This window comes from Paenibacillus sp. GCM10027630 (assembly GCF_042676305.1).
Taxonomy (GTDB): Bacteria; Bacillota; Bacilli; order Paenibacillales; family NBRC-103111; genus Paenibacillus_S.
Map to the genome: position 1 here is coordinate 88486 of NZ_JBHTGY010000057.1, position 14484 is coordinate 102969.

General features: G+C 46.1%; 18 protein-coding genes. All 18 read left to right on the plus strand.

Features of this window, described 5'->3' with window-relative positions:
- Positions 1–46: 46 nt before the first annotated feature.
- The 18 genes from ACFQ0C_RS28175 (at position 47) to nuoH (ending at position 14423) form a co-directional block, all read left to right on the plus strand.
- Positions 47–898 (plus strand): DUF72 domain-containing protein, encoded by an 852-nt coding sequence (locus ACFQ0C_RS28175; protein ID WP_379371644.1) that lies wholly within the window; start codon positions 47–49, stop codon positions 896–898.
- A 79-nt stretch (positions 899–977) separates the two neighbouring features.
- Complete coding sequence (gene upp / locus ACFQ0C_RS28180; RefSeq protein WP_258213905.1) at positions 978–1607, plus strand: uracil phosphoribosyltransferase; 630 nt, start codon at positions 978–980, stop codon at positions 1605–1607.
- 58 nt (positions 1608–1665) lie between these two features.
- On the plus strand, positions 1666–2814 hold the full coding sequence (gene wecB / locus ACFQ0C_RS28185) for a non-hydrolyzing UDP-N-acetylglucosamine 2-epimerase (protein WP_379371647.1): 1149 nt from the start codon (positions 1666–1668) through the stop codon (positions 2812–2814).
- Between the two features lie 175 nt (positions 2815–2989).
- Positions 2990–3211, plus strand: a complete 222-nt coding sequence (locus ACFQ0C_RS28190; protein WP_258213907.1) for an AtpZ/AtpI family protein — start codon at positions 2990–2992, stop codon at positions 3209–3211.
- Positions 3211–3606, plus strand: a complete 396-nt coding sequence (locus ACFQ0C_RS28195; RefSeq protein ID WP_258213908.1) for an ATP synthase subunit I — start codon at positions 3211–3213, stop codon at positions 3604–3606. The genes ACFQ0C_RS28190 and ACFQ0C_RS28195 overlap by 1 nt, the downstream gene beginning before the upstream one ends.
- A 33-nt stretch (positions 3607–3639) precedes the next feature.
- Positions 3640–4338: a F0F1 ATP synthase subunit A gene (gene atpB / locus ACFQ0C_RS28200; protein ID WP_258213909.1), complete on the plus strand. Its 699-nt coding sequence runs from the start codon at positions 3640–3642 to the stop codon at positions 4336–4338.
- Between the two features lie 80 nt (positions 4339–4418).
- Positions 4419–4643 carry a F0F1 ATP synthase subunit C gene (gene atpE, locus ACFQ0C_RS28205; protein ID WP_028550954.1) on the plus strand — a complete coding sequence of 75 codons (225 nt, stop codon included), beginning with the start codon at positions 4419–4421 and terminating at the stop codon, positions 4641–4643.
- An 80-nt stretch (positions 4644–4723) separates the two neighbouring features.
- Positions 4724–5209 (plus strand): F0F1 ATP synthase subunit B, encoded by a 486-nt coding sequence (gene atpF / locus ACFQ0C_RS28210; RefSeq protein ID WP_258213910.1) that lies wholly within the window; start codon positions 4724–4726, stop codon positions 5207–5209.
- Positions 5206–5757, plus strand: coding sequence for a F0F1 ATP synthase subunit delta (locus tag ACFQ0C_RS28215; protein WP_258213911.1), 552 nt, complete (start codon positions 5206–5208; stop codon positions 5755–5757). The genes atpF and ACFQ0C_RS28215 overlap by 4 nt, the downstream gene beginning before the upstream one ends.
- Before the next feature lie 16 nt (positions 5758–5773).
- A complete protein-coding gene (atpA, locus tag ACFQ0C_RS28220) occupies positions 5774–7291 on the plus strand; it encodes a F0F1 ATP synthase subunit alpha (protein WP_258213912.1) in 1518 nt (505 codons plus the stop codon).
- Between the two features lie 147 nt (positions 7292–7438).
- Positions 7439–8296: an ATP synthase F1 subunit gamma gene (gene atpG, locus ACFQ0C_RS28225; RefSeq protein ID WP_258213913.1), complete on the plus strand. Its 858-nt coding sequence runs from the start codon at positions 7439–7441 to the stop codon at positions 8294–8296.
- Positions 8297–8398: 102 nt separating this feature from the next.
- A complete protein-coding gene (gene atpD, locus ACFQ0C_RS28230; RefSeq protein WP_379371652.1) occupies positions 8399–9805 on the plus strand; it encodes a F0F1 ATP synthase subunit beta in 1407 nt (468 codons plus the stop codon).
- 140 nt (positions 9806–9945) lie between these two features.
- Entirely contained in the window at positions 9946–10347 is a 402-nt protein-coding gene (locus ACFQ0C_RS28235) for a F0F1 ATP synthase subunit epsilon (RefSeq protein ID WP_258213915.1), read from the plus strand.
- A 335-nt stretch (positions 10348–10682) separates the two neighbouring features.
- A complete protein-coding gene (locus ACFQ0C_RS28240) occupies positions 10683–11048 on the plus strand; it encodes an NADH-quinone oxidoreductase subunit A (RefSeq protein WP_258213916.1) in 366 nt (121 codons plus the stop codon).
- On the plus strand, positions 11033–11551 hold the full coding sequence (locus ACFQ0C_RS28245; protein WP_258213917.1) for a NuoB/complex I 20 kDa subunit family protein: 519 nt from the start codon (positions 11033–11035) through the stop codon (positions 11549–11551). The genes ACFQ0C_RS28240 and ACFQ0C_RS28245 overlap by 16 nt, the downstream gene beginning before the upstream one ends.
- Positions 11548–12285, plus strand: a complete 738-nt coding sequence (locus ACFQ0C_RS28250) for an NADH-quinone oxidoreductase subunit C (protein ID WP_379371655.1) — start codon at positions 11548–11550, stop codon at positions 12283–12285. Before ACFQ0C_RS28245 ends, ACFQ0C_RS28250 begins: the two co-directional genes overlap by 4 nt.
- A gap of 6 nt (positions 12286–12291) precedes the next feature.
- Positions 12292–13392: an NADH-quinone oxidoreductase subunit D gene (locus ACFQ0C_RS28255; RefSeq protein ID WP_258213919.1), complete on the plus strand. Its 1101-nt coding sequence runs from the start codon at positions 12292–12294 to the stop codon at positions 13390–13392.
- Entirely contained in the window at positions 13392–14423 is a 1032-nt protein-coding gene (gene nuoH, locus ACFQ0C_RS28260; RefSeq protein ID WP_258213920.1) for an NADH-quinone oxidoreductase subunit NuoH, read from the plus strand. The genes ACFQ0C_RS28255 and nuoH overlap by 1 nt, the downstream gene beginning before the upstream one ends.
- Positions 14424–14484: the final 61 nt, after the last annotated feature.

The following is a 14484-nucleotide window of genomic DNA, read 5'->3' on the forward strand; positions in this document are numbered from 1 at the left end:
CAGAGAACAGGAGAGAGAAGGATACACGGCTAAGGAGGGTGTGACTATGATATGTATCGGTTTAGCAGGATGGGGAGATCATGATGGGCTTTATGAGAAGGGTGCCGTCAAGCCAGAGGATAAATTGAAGGTATATAGCAGGCATTTTTCCGTAGTTGAAGTGGATAGTTCTTTTTATGCAGTGCTGCAGGAGAAGACATTCAGCCGTTGGGTGAATGAAACAGCGCAGGATTTTTCCTTTGTTGTCAAAGCTTATCAAGGTATGACAGGACATCTGAGAGGGAAAAACCCGTTCACTGATGATGATTCGATGTACAAGGCTTTTTGTGAGTCGATTCGTCCAGTTAAGGAGAGCGGGAAGTTAAAAGCTGTGCTGTTTCAATATCCACCCTGGTTTGACTGCTCACGAAGCAATGTGGATATACTTCGAGGTGTAAGGGAGCGCATGAAAAACTATCCGGTTGCCCTCGAATTTCGGAATCAAAGCTGGTTTACCGAAGAAACAAGAGAGAAGACGCTTGCCTTCATGCACCGAGAGCAATGGGTTCACAGTATTTGTGACGAACCTCAAGCTGGTATTGGATCAGTGCCTACTGTGCTTGTTCCAACAAGCCCGAGGCAGACTATCGTTCGTATGCATGGCAGGAATGCTGCCGGATGGAATCAGAATGGCAATCCCAATTGGAGAGCAACACGGTACTTGTATCGATATAACGAGCAGGAGCTTACAGAGTGGAGAGATAACCTGCTGCGTCTTAGTGAGCAGACCGAAGAGCTCTACGTTATTTTTAACAATAACTCGGGTGGCGATGCTGCTGAGAATGCCAAGGAGCTCATGAAGCTTCTAGGGATGAATCCCGAAGGGCTTGCCCCGCGCCAGCTGGAACTATTCGAATAATTCGGTTTTGAAACTTGCTAGGATAACAAAGGACAATTGTGGTATAATACATAAGATTTGGCGTAAAGGGGAATGAATAATGGGAAAAGTATATGTGTGTGACCACCCGCTTATTCAGCATAAGCTGACTTACATACGGGATGAAGCCACAACAACCAAAGATTTTCGCGAGCTTGTTGATGAAGTGGCAACACTGATGGCATATGAGATTACAAGAGATATTCCTTTGCAAAAGGTGCAGGTTAAAACCCCTGTCGCTACAGCTGAGTGCAAGGTGATTTCGGGGCGAATGCTCGGACTAATTCCTATTCTGCGCGCGGGTCTTGGCATGGTTGACGGGATATTGAACCTCGTGCCGGCAGCTAAAGTAGGGCATATCGGATTGTATCGCGATCCGGAAACCTTGCAGCCTATTGAATATTATGCCAAGCTGCCTACCGATGTACAGGAGCGGGAATTAATTGTTATTGATCCGATGCTCGCCACTGGCGGTTCGGCCAATGCGGCAATTGCTGCGTTAAAGGCGAGGAACTGCACACAGCTGAAGCTGATGTGTTTGATTGCAGCTCCCGAAGGCATTCAAGCGGTACAAAAAGAGCACCCGGACGTGGATATATATGTGGCAGCTATAGACGACTATTTGGATGACCACGGTTACATCATACCTGGTTTGGGTGACGCGGGAGACCGCTTGTTCGGAACCAAGTAGTGAAAGTGCCGTATAACTTACTGTTCAAATGATTATGAAGTAGGGGGGAAGAGGGACTTTGAATACAAACAAGATTAAAGTCTTAACGATCTTCGGCACACGGCCAGAAGCAACGAAGATGGCTCCGCTTGTTAAAGAGTTGGAAAAGCACTCGGATCAGATCGAATCGATCGTTTGCGTAACGGCACAGCACAGGCAGCTGCTCGACACGGTGCTCGAATTTTTCGAAATTAAACCGCAATATGATCTGGATGTTATGAAGGACGGGCAAACATTAAGTGAGGTTTCGGTTCGCGTTCTGCAGGGACTTAATCCGGTATTGAAAGAAGCGAAGCCGGATTTGATTCTGGTTCACGGCGATACCTCGACGACATTTCTCGCCAGCTATGCCGCATTTATTTTGCAAATAAAAATCGGACATGTGGAAGCGGGGCTTCGTACCTGGAACAAGATGTCTCCATATCCCGAAGAAATGAACCGTCAATTGACAGGTGTTATGAGCGATCTTCACTTCTCGCCGACAGCTTTATCGGCGGACAACCTCCGCAGGGAGAATAAGCCTGAAGAGGGCATCTTCATTACAGGGAATACGGCTGTCGATCTGCTGTCTTATACAGTTCGAGAGAACTACTCGCATCCTGTGCTCGAATGGGCAAAAGGCAAACGCCTGATTCTGATGACGGCGCATCGCCGGGAATCTCAGGGCGAACCGCACCGTCAGGTTTTCCGTGCAGTCAAGCGGTTGGCCGATGAGTTTGAAGACATCGCCATCGTGTATCCTGTTCACCCAAGCCCGGCTGTGAAAGGCCCGGCATACGAATATCTGGATGGACATCCACGCATTAAATTGATTGACCCGCTGGATGTTGTTGATTTGCACAATCTGTACCCGCATACACATATGATTCTGACCGACTCCGGAGGCTTGCAGGAAGAAGCTCCTTCGTTTGGGGTTCCGGTGCTGGTGCTTCGGGAAACAACGGAGCGTCCTGAAGGTATTGATGCAGGCACATTGGAGCTTGTAGGGACGGATGAAGATCATGTGTTTGAGCGTGCTCGCACGCTGCTAACCGACGCCTCCTTGTACGAAAAAATGAGCCAATCGGCGAACCCGTACGGAGACGGAAAAGCGTCTGAACGTATCGTTCAAGCCATCCTTTTCCATTTCGGAAAGGGTGCTTCAAGACCGGATCCGTTCCAACCGTGACAATCCTATGACAAACGTCATAGCATACAGTTACACTGTTTGGTTTGAAAGTGAAAAAAACGTTGATGTGACAGCGTTTTTTGAGATTTTCATACACAGTTGTTTGGAGAGAACCACAATTGACAAACATCGCGTTGCTTCGTTACAATAAGTGAGGATTATCAGGAGGGTGTCTATGAAACAGCCAAACCGCAATGATAATCCATGGAAAGCCGCTGCATTAACGAGCGCTATCGGTATCGACCTTGTCGTATGCTTACTGGCCGGGTATTGGCTCGGAGATTGGTTAAGCCATATGCTAGGCGGTCAGTTGTGGCTGCTAGGAGGCTTTCTGTTGGGGCTTGTGTCAGCTATTATTAGCATTTATTTTATGATCAAGCAATACGGAGGGCTATGATGGATGATTTTTCGGCCCATCTGAAAACGGTTCAAAATGTCTTTCTTTTCTTCTTATCCTTTTGTCTGGTGTCTTGGGCAATTTTCGAGGATTTTCGACCCTATTCTGCAGGGTTAATGCTGGGCTCGATTGCCAGTATGATTAATGCGAGGTATCTTGCATGGAAAATACTCAGGCTTTCCGAAAAAGTTATCAAAGCTTCACTTGAGCAACAGGTTCCTCGTAAGGCAACCATAGGCTTTCTGACTAGGGCGGCAATTGCGGGCTTGGCTGGGCTTATTGCGGTCCGGTATCCGGAGCATATCGCTTTACCCACAACCATTGCCGGATACTTTTTCGCTCAATTGGCAACACTCGTATTGGGTATTCTTTCTATTAAAAGATCCAAGAAGTAAATCCATTCGTGGAAAGGGGTGAAAAGGGAAAACATGGAACATAAGGTACCGGGGATAGAGTTATTTGGTCTCCACTTCGATCTGTCAGCACTTCTTATGATCGCAGTGACCAGTATTTTTGTATTAATACTTGCCATATCCGGAGCTAGTAAGGGGTCCGTTACGAATCCGTCGAAGCTGCAAAACTTTATGGAGTGGGTTGTAGAGTTTGTGGAAGGAATCGTAGGAAGCACTATTGGTTCTAAGCATGGAAAACCGTTTATCGCGTTAGGGCTAACGCTTATCATGTACATTTTTATTGGCAACATGTTAGGACTTCCGTTCTCAATCGTTACTTCAGATCACGTTTCCTGGTGGAAATCGCCGACGGCGGATATTGCTGTAACAGGCGGTCTTACTGTTATCGTTATTGGACTTAGCCACTACTTAGGTATAACTCGAAATACGAAGCATTACTTTGCTCATTACTTCGAGTACAAAGGGGCTATGCTTCCACTGCATTTAATTGAAGTGGTATCTAAGCCGCTGACACTTGCTTTTCGTCTATACGGTAATATTTATGCAGGTGAAATAATGATTTCTGTCATCTTGGGGGCAAGCTGGTTTGGAATTGCACCTCTGTTTGTATGGCAGGGCTTCAGTGTGTTCGTAGGTGCGATTCAAGCATTCGTATTTACGATGCTGACGATGGTTTATATTTCACAAACATTGATCCACGAAGAGGGTCACTAAAAAGCAAGACTTACCTCGGGTAGTCTCGAGTCACTTTATAAATACAAAAAACTTTACGAAATTAAGGGAGGATTTTCTCAATGGGAGCTTTAGCATTAGTAGCAGCAGCAATCGTATTCGGTTTGGGAGCACTTGGTGCAGGTATTGGTAACGGTTTGATCGTAGGTCGCGCTTTGGAAGGTATTTCCCGTCAGCCTGAACTTCGTGGTACTTTGCAAACAACTATGTTTATCGGTGTAGGTTTGGTTGAGGCTATGCCCGTTGTAGCTTTGGTTCTTGCGTTCATCTTGATGGGCCAAGCTTAAGAATAATTCGTTTGGCGGGGATGGCGCAGTAGCCTCCACGCCTTCGTTTTGCCCACGTTATCAGAAGGGAGTGACGTTACTTGCATATTGAATGGACAACGTTTTTTATTCAAATCATAGCCTTCTTGATTTTGTACCTTTTGCTGCAAAAACTTGCGTTCGGTCCTTTGTTTGGAATGATGGAAAAACGCAGACAGCTTGTTAAGGATCAAATTCAAACAGCTGAAAATAACCGTAAACAATCCGAGCAACTGTTAGAGGAGCAAAAACAAGCTCTACAGGCAACTCGTAAAGAAGCACATGATATTATTGAACAAGCTAAACAAACAAGCTCCAAGCAAGCTGATGACATTATTGCTGCAGCTCGCGTAGAGGCGACTCGCGTGAAAGAAGAAGCGATTCGTGATATCGAAAGTGAGAAAAATAAGGCGGTTGCCGCCCTTCGCAGTCAAGTCAGCGCGATGTCCGTGCTGATTGCTTCCAAAATTATTGAGAAGCAAATTGATGAGAAGTCCCAGGAACAGTTGGTTGAGCATTACCTGAAAGAGGTAGGAGGCAATCAATGAGCCAGGATACCGTTGTAGCCAAAAGATATGCGAGAGCTCTGTTTGAGCTCGCTCAAGAGCAAAATAAGATCGCTGCGGTTGAAGAAGAATTGAAAGCCGTAGTTTCAGTAATGCAGGATAATACGGACTTTGAGAAACTAATCAAACATCCGGGGCTTGGTGCGGAATCAAAAACAGCGTTGTTGAAAAATGTCTTCGAAAGTCAGCTTTCGGAGATCACGTTCAACACCCTGCTGCTTCTTGTCGAAAAAGGTAGAGAAGACTTACTGGAAGCACTCGTGAATTATTATGTTACGATTGCAAGTGATGCTCTTGGCCAAGCACAAGCGACTGTTTACACACCGGTGGAATTGTCTGAAGCGGATCTAAGTCACATTTCTGCAACGTTCAGCAATTTAACAGGTAAACAAATCCGTGTTGTATCGGTTCTCGATAAAAGCTTGCTTGGCGGAATTAAAGTCCGCATCGGCGACCGTCTGTATGACGGAAGCTTGTCCGGCAAGCTTGAGCGGTTAGAAAAAACGTTGAATCAAACTCAAGCACTGTAGATAGGGGTGAGGAAAGTTGAGTATCAGACCGGAAGAAATCAGCACGCTGATTAAACAGCAGATTGAACAATATAAATCGGACATTCAAGTAGTGGACGTAGGTACGGTCATTACAGTCGGTGACGGGGTTGCCCGTGCACACGGTCTTGAGAATGTTATGGCAGGGGAACTACTTGAGTTTCCGAACGGCGTATTGGGATACGCCTTTAACTTGGAAGAAAGCAACGTAGGTATCGTTATTTTGGGACCTTTCACGGATATTCGTGAAGGCGACCAAGTGAAACGTACTGGCCGCATTATGGAAGTACCTGTAGGTGAAGAATTGATCGGACGCGTAGTTAATGCGCTTGGTCAACCGGTTGACGGCAACGGCCCGCTTAACACGACGAGTTCTCGTCCTGTTGAATCTCCGGCACCTGGTGTTATGGCTCGTAAATCCGTTTTCGAACCTATGCAAACAGGAATTAAAGCAATTGACGCAATGATTCCAGTTGGTCGTGGTCAACGTGAGTTGATCATCGGTGACCGTCAAACTGGTAAAACAGCGATTGCTATTGACACCATCATCAACCAAAAAGGTAACGGCGTGAAATGTATTTACGTTGCTATCGGTCAAAAGCAATCCACTGTAGTTAACGTGGTTGAAACCTTGCGTCGTGCTGGAGCTATGGATTATACAATCGTCGTAACGGCGAGTGCTTCCGAGCCTGCTCCAATGCTATGGCTTGCTCCTTATGCAGGCTGCGCAATGGGTGAATACTTCATGTATAAAGGCGAGCACGTTCTAATCATCTACGATGACTTGTCCAAACAAGCGGCTGCATACCGTGAGTTGTCCTTGTTGCTTCGTCGCCCACCGGGTCGGGAAGCTTATCCAGGGGACGTTTTCTACTTGCATTCCCGTTTGCTGGAGCGTTCAGCTAAACTGAGCGATGAGCTCGGCGGCGGTTCTATTACGGCGCTTCCGTTCATCGAAACACAAGCTGGGGACGTATCAGCTTATATTCCGACAAACGTAATCTCGATTACGGATGGTCAAATCTTCTTGGAGTCCGACCTGTTCTATTCCGGTCAACGTCCGGCGGTTAACGTCGGTATCTCCGTATCCCGGGTAGGTAGCTCCGCTCAAATTAAAGCGATGAAAAAGGTTGCCGGTACGCTCAAGACTGACCTTGCTCAATACCGTGAGTTAGCTGCATTCGCAGCGTTCGGTTCCGATTTGGATAAAGCAACGCAAACTCGTTTGAACCGTGGTTTGCGTACATTGGAAATTTTGAAACAAGGTGTTCACCAACCGCTATCCGTTGAGAAACAAGTAGTTTCCATCTATACGGTTGTAAGAGGACATTTGGACGAAACTCCTGTACAGGATATTCGTCGTTTCGAAGCTGAATTCTTGGCATTCCTGGATTCCAACCGTCCTGAAATTTTCCAAAGCATCCGCGACACGAAAGATTTGACTGCGGATAATGAGAAAGCTTTGAAAGACGCGATTGCGCAATTCCAAAAAAGCTTCGCAACATCAGCAGAATAAGCCAAATAGTATTAATTAAAGACCTCGAGCTTCTTTGTTTAGAAGCTCGAGGTTCATATAGTGGAATATAAGGGATTAGTTATTTATCAGGCTTTTCGAGTGAAGGCTTTTCTAAGCAGAAAAGCTTCGAGAGAGAGGTGAGCAAGCATGGCAAAAGGGATGCGCGAAATTAAGCGCCAAATCAAGTCCGTACAGAACACGAAGCAAATCACCAAGGCAATGGAAATGGTGGCTGCATCGAGGCTAAGAAGAGCCCAAGCATCCGCTGAGGCTGCACGTCCTTATGCCGATAAGCTGAAGGAAGTGGTAGGCAGCATTGCAGCAGGAACTAAGGGTGTTAAGCATCCAATGCTGCAAACTCGCGAGGTTAAGAAGACGGGTTATCTCGTGGTTACTTCAGACCGGGGGTTGGCTGGCGGTTACAATGCCAACGTACTTCGCAGAGTAATGCAGGAGATCAAAGAAAATCACAAATCACCTAGTGAATATGCGATTTTTGTAATCGGGCGTAAAGGCAGAGACTACTTCCGCAATCGTAATATTGCAATTGTTGAAGAGGTAACTGGTATTCCGGATTCCCCTAGCTTCTCGGATATAAAAGCAATAGCTGCTTCTGCAGTGAAAAAGTTCGAGGATGGTTCTTACGACAAGCTGTATCTGGTTTATAACAGATTTGTTAATGCAATCACTCAAGAACCAACGTTAAAGCAGCTTTTACCAATGGCAGATATGGGTGGAACAGCAGTATCTAACTATGAGTATGAACCTTCAGCAGAAGGAGTACTTGAAGTGCTGCTGCCTAAATATGCAGAAACATTGATCTATAGCGCGGTATTGGAAGGCAAAGCTAGTGAGTTCGGTGCGAGAATGACGGCTATGAACAATGCTACGAAAAATGCGACGAAGATGATTAGCTCGTTGACTCTGGTTTACAACCGGGCTCGTCAGGCTTCCATCACACAGGAAATTTCGGAGATTGTTGCCGGTGCGAACGCACAAAGCTAAGATCTGAGAATCGCTTACGAAGCGGCTATATTCATGAAATGAGCATAGTATCGCTTACGAAGGTAGTTTTGCTTAAAGCAAAACTCGAAGGAGGAGAAAACAGTGAGCAAAGGACGCGTTGTTAATATAACAGGTCCGGTTGTCGACATTGAGTTTGAACGTGGACACTTACCTGAAATTTTAAATGCGATTAAAATTGAAAGAAAAGCTGAAAAAGCTGGCGAACAAGATATTCAACTAACAGTTGAAGCTGCGGTACATTTGGGCGACAATCTAGTTCGTTGCGTAGCTATGTCGACAACTGACGGTTTGGTGCGTGGTACGGAAGCAGTAGATACAGGGGCAGCTATTTCTGTACCTGTAGGTGCAGCTACACTTGGTCGTGTATTTAACGTATTGGGTAATCCAATTGACGGTAATACAGAAGTGGACCGCACTTTGACGAGCCCTATTCACAAAAGCGCACCTGCGTTCGAGAACTTGTCGACGCAAGCGGAAATTTTGGAAACAGGTATCAAGGTTATCGACTTGATGGCTCCTTATGTTAAAGGTGGTAAAATTGGTTTGTTCGGTGGTGCCGGTGTAGGTAAAACCGTAACGATGCAAGAATTGATTCACAATATCGCATCCGAGCACGGCGGTATCTCCGTATTTGCCGGTGTTGGTGAGAGAACACGTGAAGGTAATGACTTGTATCATGAGATGAAAGAGTCCGGCGTTATTGAAAAAACAGCGATGGTTTTCGGTCAAATGAACGAACCTCCAGGCGCTCGTCTTCGTGTAGCTTTGTCGGGTCTGACTATGGCGGAATATTTCCGTGATGAAGAAGGCCGTGACGTGCTATTGTTTATCGATAACATCTTCCGCTTTACACAAGCGGGCTCCGAGGTATCCGCGCTTCTTGGCCGTATGCCTTCCGCGGTAGGTTACCAGCCAACGCTGGCAACTGAGATGGGTCAATTGCAAGAGCGTATCACATCAACGAAAAAAGGTTCCGTAACGTCGATTCAAGCGATCTACGTTCCTGCGGATGACTATACGGATCCGGCTCCTGCTACGGCGTTTGCCCACTTGGATGCAACGACGAACTTGGAGCGTGGTATCGCAGCTATGGGTATTTTCCCGGCGGTTGATCCACTTGCTTCTTCTTCCCGTATTTTGACTCCGGAAGTTGTTGGCGAAGAGCACTACGCAGTAGCACAAGGTGTTAAGAAAACTTTGCAGCGCTATAAAGAGCTGCTTGATATTATCGCGATCCTTGGTATGGACGAGTTGTCCGAGGAAGACAAACAAACGGTTTACCGCGCTAGACGTATTCAATTGTTCTTTGCCCAACCGCTTCACGTGGCAGAGGCGTTTAACGGTATTCCTGGTCTATTCGTACCAATCAAAGAAACGGTTCGCAGCTTCAAAGAAATTCTTGAAGGCAAGCATGACAACCTTCCTGAACCAGCATTCCATAACGTAGGTGCAATCGAACAAGCTATTGAGAAAGCAAAAACAATGTAATATATAGAATCAGGTCGCCGGCCGTTCTGCGCGAATGTCCGGCGAACTTATGCTTACACCATGCAGGCTTTCCTTATGGAAAGCTCAGCAAATGCTTACGAAGTTAAGCTTTCTAACGAAAGCTCTTAGGAGGAGTCCAAGTGAGTACTTTCCTACTGGAGATTGTTACCCCTGAACGTAAAGTGTACGCCGAACAGGTGAACATGATTAGTGTAAAGGGATCAGAAGGAGAGCTTGGTATTCTGCCGAACCACATTCCTTTAGTTACTCCATTAAAAGTCGCACCGGTTATCGTGAAACAGAACGGTCAAGCACATTATATCGCGGTGAACGGTGGATTTATGGAAGTCCGCAAGGATAAAGTGGTTATTCTGGCGGAAAGCGCCGAGCTACCGGAACAAATAGATGTTGATCGCGCCAAAGAGGCGAAATCTCGTGCTGAAAAGCGGATAGCATCGAAACAGAGTGAAACGGATCTCAAACGCGCCGAGTTAGCTTTATTAAAAGCTGTGAATCGGATTGAAGTTTCTGGGAGAAAATAAGCTTTGGAACAGAAGAAATGACGAGGGAACTCAGGTTCCTTCGTCTTTTTTCTTTGAATAGAAAATATAAGCTCGCATGCTTGGGTTGAGACATTTGTTATTAAAGGAAATATTAGACACTCCAACGGCCTTTTGATATAATTGTGGAGGTATAAATAACTTAAGATGTGTGATTGAATAGGGTTTGTTCATCCAGGAAATATGAGCAAATGTAACTTGGGCACGCTTACACGTTTTCAAGCTTACAGGGTATTGCCTTCTCCTCACCAAAACCCATCATCACATCTCGAGTACAGAACATATTCTTCAATATTATGGGAGGAGATTCGTTCACGATGTACATGAACAATTACGTGGTCGTATCCATTTTTCTCATCTTGGGCGTATTGCTTCCCATCGTAGCGCTTACATTTGGACGTCTACTACGTCCTCACAAGCCAGTGGAAGAGAAATACACCACCTATGAAAGCGGTAATGAGCCTGTTGGCGATAGCCATGTGCGGTTTAATATCCGTTATTATTTGTTTGCTTTGATGTTCGTAATATTCGATGTTGAAACTGTATTTTTGTATCCGTGGGCCGTTGCATATAAGCAACTCGGCTTGTTTGCGCTTGTTGAGATGTGTATATTTGTGGGGCTTTTAGTGGTTGGACTAATCTACGCTTGGAAAAAGAAGGTGCTGCAATGGACTTCAATCTAGAGTCAATTTCCCCTGAAGAACGACAAGAACTAGAGCGTAATGTATTTATGACCACGTTGGAGCAGGTTAAGGGTTGGGCAAGAAGCAACTCATTGTGGCCATTAACGTTCGGTTTGGCTTGCTGTGCCATAGAGATGATGGGCACTGGGGGCTCCCACTATGATTTAGACAGATTCGGAGTCATATTCCGGACCTCACCGCGGCAATCAGACGTAATGATTGTTGCTGGTACCGTTACGAAGAAGATGGCGCCGTTGCTTAGACGTCTGTATGACCAAATGCCAGAGCCTAAATGGGTAATCGCTATGGGATCCTGTGCTACCGCGGGCGGGCCTTATGTTAAATCTTATGCAGTAGTTAAGGGAGTCGATCAGGTTGTGCCGGTCGATGTCTATATTCCAGGCTGTCCGCCAAATCCGGCTGCACTGATCTATGGGATTAACAAGCTTCAGGAAAAAATTCGTTATGAAGCGAAAACCGGTAAGCAGGTGACCAATCGATGAGCGAAGAATCAAAAAAGGACGACTCTCAGCAGCCGACTGAGGTAACAGCCGAAACTGCGGCTGCACCTTCCGTTGAAGAAAAGTCTGCTGCTGCAGGAACGGAGCAGGCTGCACCGCCTGCTGCCGATAAAGCAGTGCCTACGGATGAAGAGAAGGAAGCTAAGGCCAAGGCCGCTGCGGAAGCGCGTGCGGCAAGGGCCAGTGCAAGAGCAAAGAAGCCTGAAGTCGAAGAGGATGCTGCTCCGAAAGAACCTTCACCACTTCAGCCGAGGCTGGATTATTTCGTGAAGCTTATTAAAGAAGCTATGGGAGACGACACGGTTCAGGAAGCTTTCATCAATGAAAAAGATGCTCACCTGCCTTGCGTCGTGCTTAAGAACGAAAGCTGGTTTGAAACAGCCGAGCTCCTCAAGAGCCATAGTGAACTAAAGTTAAATTACTTGCGAAATGTAACAGGTGTCGATTATGAGACTTATATGGAAGTTGTATACCATTTGCTGTCACTGGAGACCAAGCATGAATATTGCGTCAAAATTAAAACGGATCGCGAGGCTCCAAGCGTTCCATCCGTGACATCCGTATGGCAGACAGCCGATTGGAATGAGCGGGAAATTTACGATTTATTAGGTATTGATTTCCCGGGACATCCGGACTTGAGAAGAATCATGATGTCTGACGATTGGGTCGGCCATCCTTTGCGCAAAGACTATGAACCGCTTGACCCGGAGGTGTAGAGTCTCTTGATAAGAACTGAAGAACTGTTATTGAACGTAGGGCCTCAGCATCCTAGTACTCATGGAGTATTTCGGATTGTGGTCAAGCTGGATGGAGAAATCATCACGCATGCGGATCCTGTCATGGGCTATTTGCACAGAGGAACTGAAAAGCTAGCTGAAAATTTAAATTACACACAAATTATTCCTTACACGGACCGTATGGATTATGTATCCGCTATGACGAATAATTACGTGCTCGTTCATGCAGTTGAGAAGCTGATGGGCTTGGAAATTCCAGAGCGCGCCGACTTTTTGCGTTTAATTGTCATGGAACTGCAACGAGTCGCGAGTCATTTGGTATGGTGGGGTACATATTTATTAGATATCGGTGCCATGAGCCCGTTTCTATTCGCCTTCCGCGACAGGGAAATCATTATTGATCTATTCAATGAGCTGTGTGGCGCACGCCTAACTTATAATTACATGCGCGTAGGCGGAGTGAAATGGGATGCACCGGAAGGCTGGATTGAGAAGGTTCGCAAGTTCGTACCGTATATGCGCAGCAAATTAGACGAGTATACCAATTTGGTTAGCGGGAATGAAATATTTTTGGCAAGGATTAGAGGAATCGGAAAGTACGATGCGGAAACGGCAATTGCTTATGGCTTAAGTGGCGCCAACCTACGTTGTACTGGAGTCAATTGGGATATCCGGAAGGATCAGCCATACAGCTTGTACAGCCGCTTCGATTTTGATGTGCCAGTAGGTGTGAATGGCGATTGCTACGAGCGTTACTTGCTTCGCTTTGAAGAAATGAGACAATCCTTGCGTATACTCGAGCAAGCAGTCGAACAGTTCCCGGCTGAGGGAGAGACGATGGGCAAAGTGCCTCGTGTGCTTCGGGCGCCTGAGGGCGAAGTTTATGCACGTATTGAATCGCCGCGCGGCGAGATAGGCTGTTACATCGTTTCCAAAGGGAAAGATAAGCCGTATCGCTTGAAGTTCCGTAGACCTTCGTTTGTCAATTTGCAAATTTTACCGAAGCTGCTGGTCGGAGAAACGATGACGAACATGATTACAATACTCGGAGGCATTGATATTGTCGTCGGGGAGGTGGACTGCTGATGGGTGGCTTTTTGCAGGAGCAGTTAACATGGATGAATTTCGGTATATTTTTCGCATGGGGCGTAGTAATGTTGTTGGTCGTATTAGGTTTTGTTACGTATGCGATCTACTTCGAACGTAAAGTTATCGGATGGATGCAGATGCGTATCGGACCGAACCGGGTTGGGCCACTGGGGCTGTTGCAAAGTGTGGCGGACGTTACCAAGCTTCTAATTAAAGAGGATACGATTCCTAAGAAGGCGGAAAGAGAGCTGTTTATGCTGGCTCCGATTATTACTTTTATTCCGGCCTTTGCGGTTATTGCCGTTATACCTTTTAGCCAAAGCTTGATCAGTACGAATATGAACGCAGGCTTGCTCTATTATGTTGCACTATCTGGCATTTCAACGATAGGTATTATTCTAGGCGGATGGGCTTCCAATAATAAATATGCCTTAATAGGCGGGATGCGTTCCGCGGCACAGATGATCAGCTATGAAATTCCACTGGTTATTTCGGTTATAGGGGTTATCATGACTACGGGAAGCCTGAACCTTAACGTCATTGCAAATGCGCAAGCAGGAGGATTCTGGCATTGGAACTTCCTTCCCCAAATCATCGGATTTGTTGTATTCGTAATAGCAGGGGTATCCGAGCTTAACCGGACGCCATTTGACTTGCCTGAGGCCGAGTCGGAGTTGGTTGCAGGTTACCATGTAGAGTATAGCGGCTTTCGCTTTGCATTCTTTATGCTGGCGGAGTATGTATATGTATTTGCGATAGCAGGGCTAACGACCACTTTATTTTTGGGTAGCTGGCATTCGCCGTTCCCGTTCCTTGATTTTATACCAGGGCTAGTATGGTTCCTGCTGAAATTTTCAGCGATCGTATTTTTCTTGTTCTGGATTCGCGCCACATTACCTAGAATACGTGTTGACCAACTGATGGGTTTCGGATGGAAGGTTCTGCTTCCGTTGTCGTTGATTAATATTTTTGTTACAGCGATTTATATGAGCATTGGACCGATGCTGTCCGTTTACTTTTTAAAATGACAATCCGCATCGCTCATCTGAAGTAATGGTTGCACTGTAAATAATGCTTGGGAAAGGGAGA

Bases quoted from the DNA above. Each gene is read 5' to 3' on its own strand.
- atpE (WP_028550954.1), top strand. From the start codon at position 4,419: ATGGGAGCTTTAGCATTAGTAGCAGCAGCAATCGTATTCGGTTTGGGA.
- upp (WP_258213905.1), top strand. From the start codon at position 978: ATGGGAAAAGTATATGTGTGTGACCACCCGCTTATTCAGCATAAGCTG.
- nuoH (WP_258213920.1), top strand. From the start codon at position 13,392: ATGGGTGGCTTTTTGCAGGAGCAGTTAACATGGATGAATTTCGGTATA.
- ACFQ0C_RS28195 (WP_258213908.1), top strand. From the start codon at position 3,211: ATGGATGATTTTTCGGCCCATCTGAAAACGGTTCAAAATGTCTTTCTT.
- ACFQ0C_RS28250 (WP_379371655.1), top strand. From the start codon at position 11,548: ATGAGCGAAGAATCAAAAAAGGACGACTCTCAGCAGCCGACTGAGGTA.
- ACFQ0C_RS28245 (WP_258213917.1), top strand. From the start codon at position 11,033: ATGGACTTCAATCTAGAGTCAATTTCCCCTGAAGAACGACAAGAACTA.
- ACFQ0C_RS28175 (WP_379371644.1), top strand. From the start codon at position 47: ATGATATGTATCGGTTTAGCAGGATGGGGAGATCATGATGGGCTTTAT.
- atpB (WP_258213909.1), top strand. From the start codon at position 3,640: ATGGAACATAAGGTACCGGGGATAGAGTTATTTGGTCTCCACTTCGAT.
- ACFQ0C_RS28215 (WP_258213911.1), top strand. From the start codon at position 5,206: ATGAGCCAGGATACCGTTGTAGCCAAAAGATATGCGAGAGCTCTGTTT.
- ACFQ0C_RS28240 (WP_258213916.1), top strand. From the start codon at position 10,683: ATGTACATGAACAATTACGTGGTCGTATCCATTTTTCTCATCTTGGGC.
- ACFQ0C_RS28190 (WP_258213907.1), top strand. From the start codon at position 2,990: ATGAAACAGCCAAACCGCAATGATAATCCATGGAAAGCCGCTGCATTA.
- atpG (WP_258213913.1), top strand. From the start codon at position 7,439: ATGGCAAAAGGGATGCGCGAAATTAAGCGCCAAATCAAGTCCGTACAG.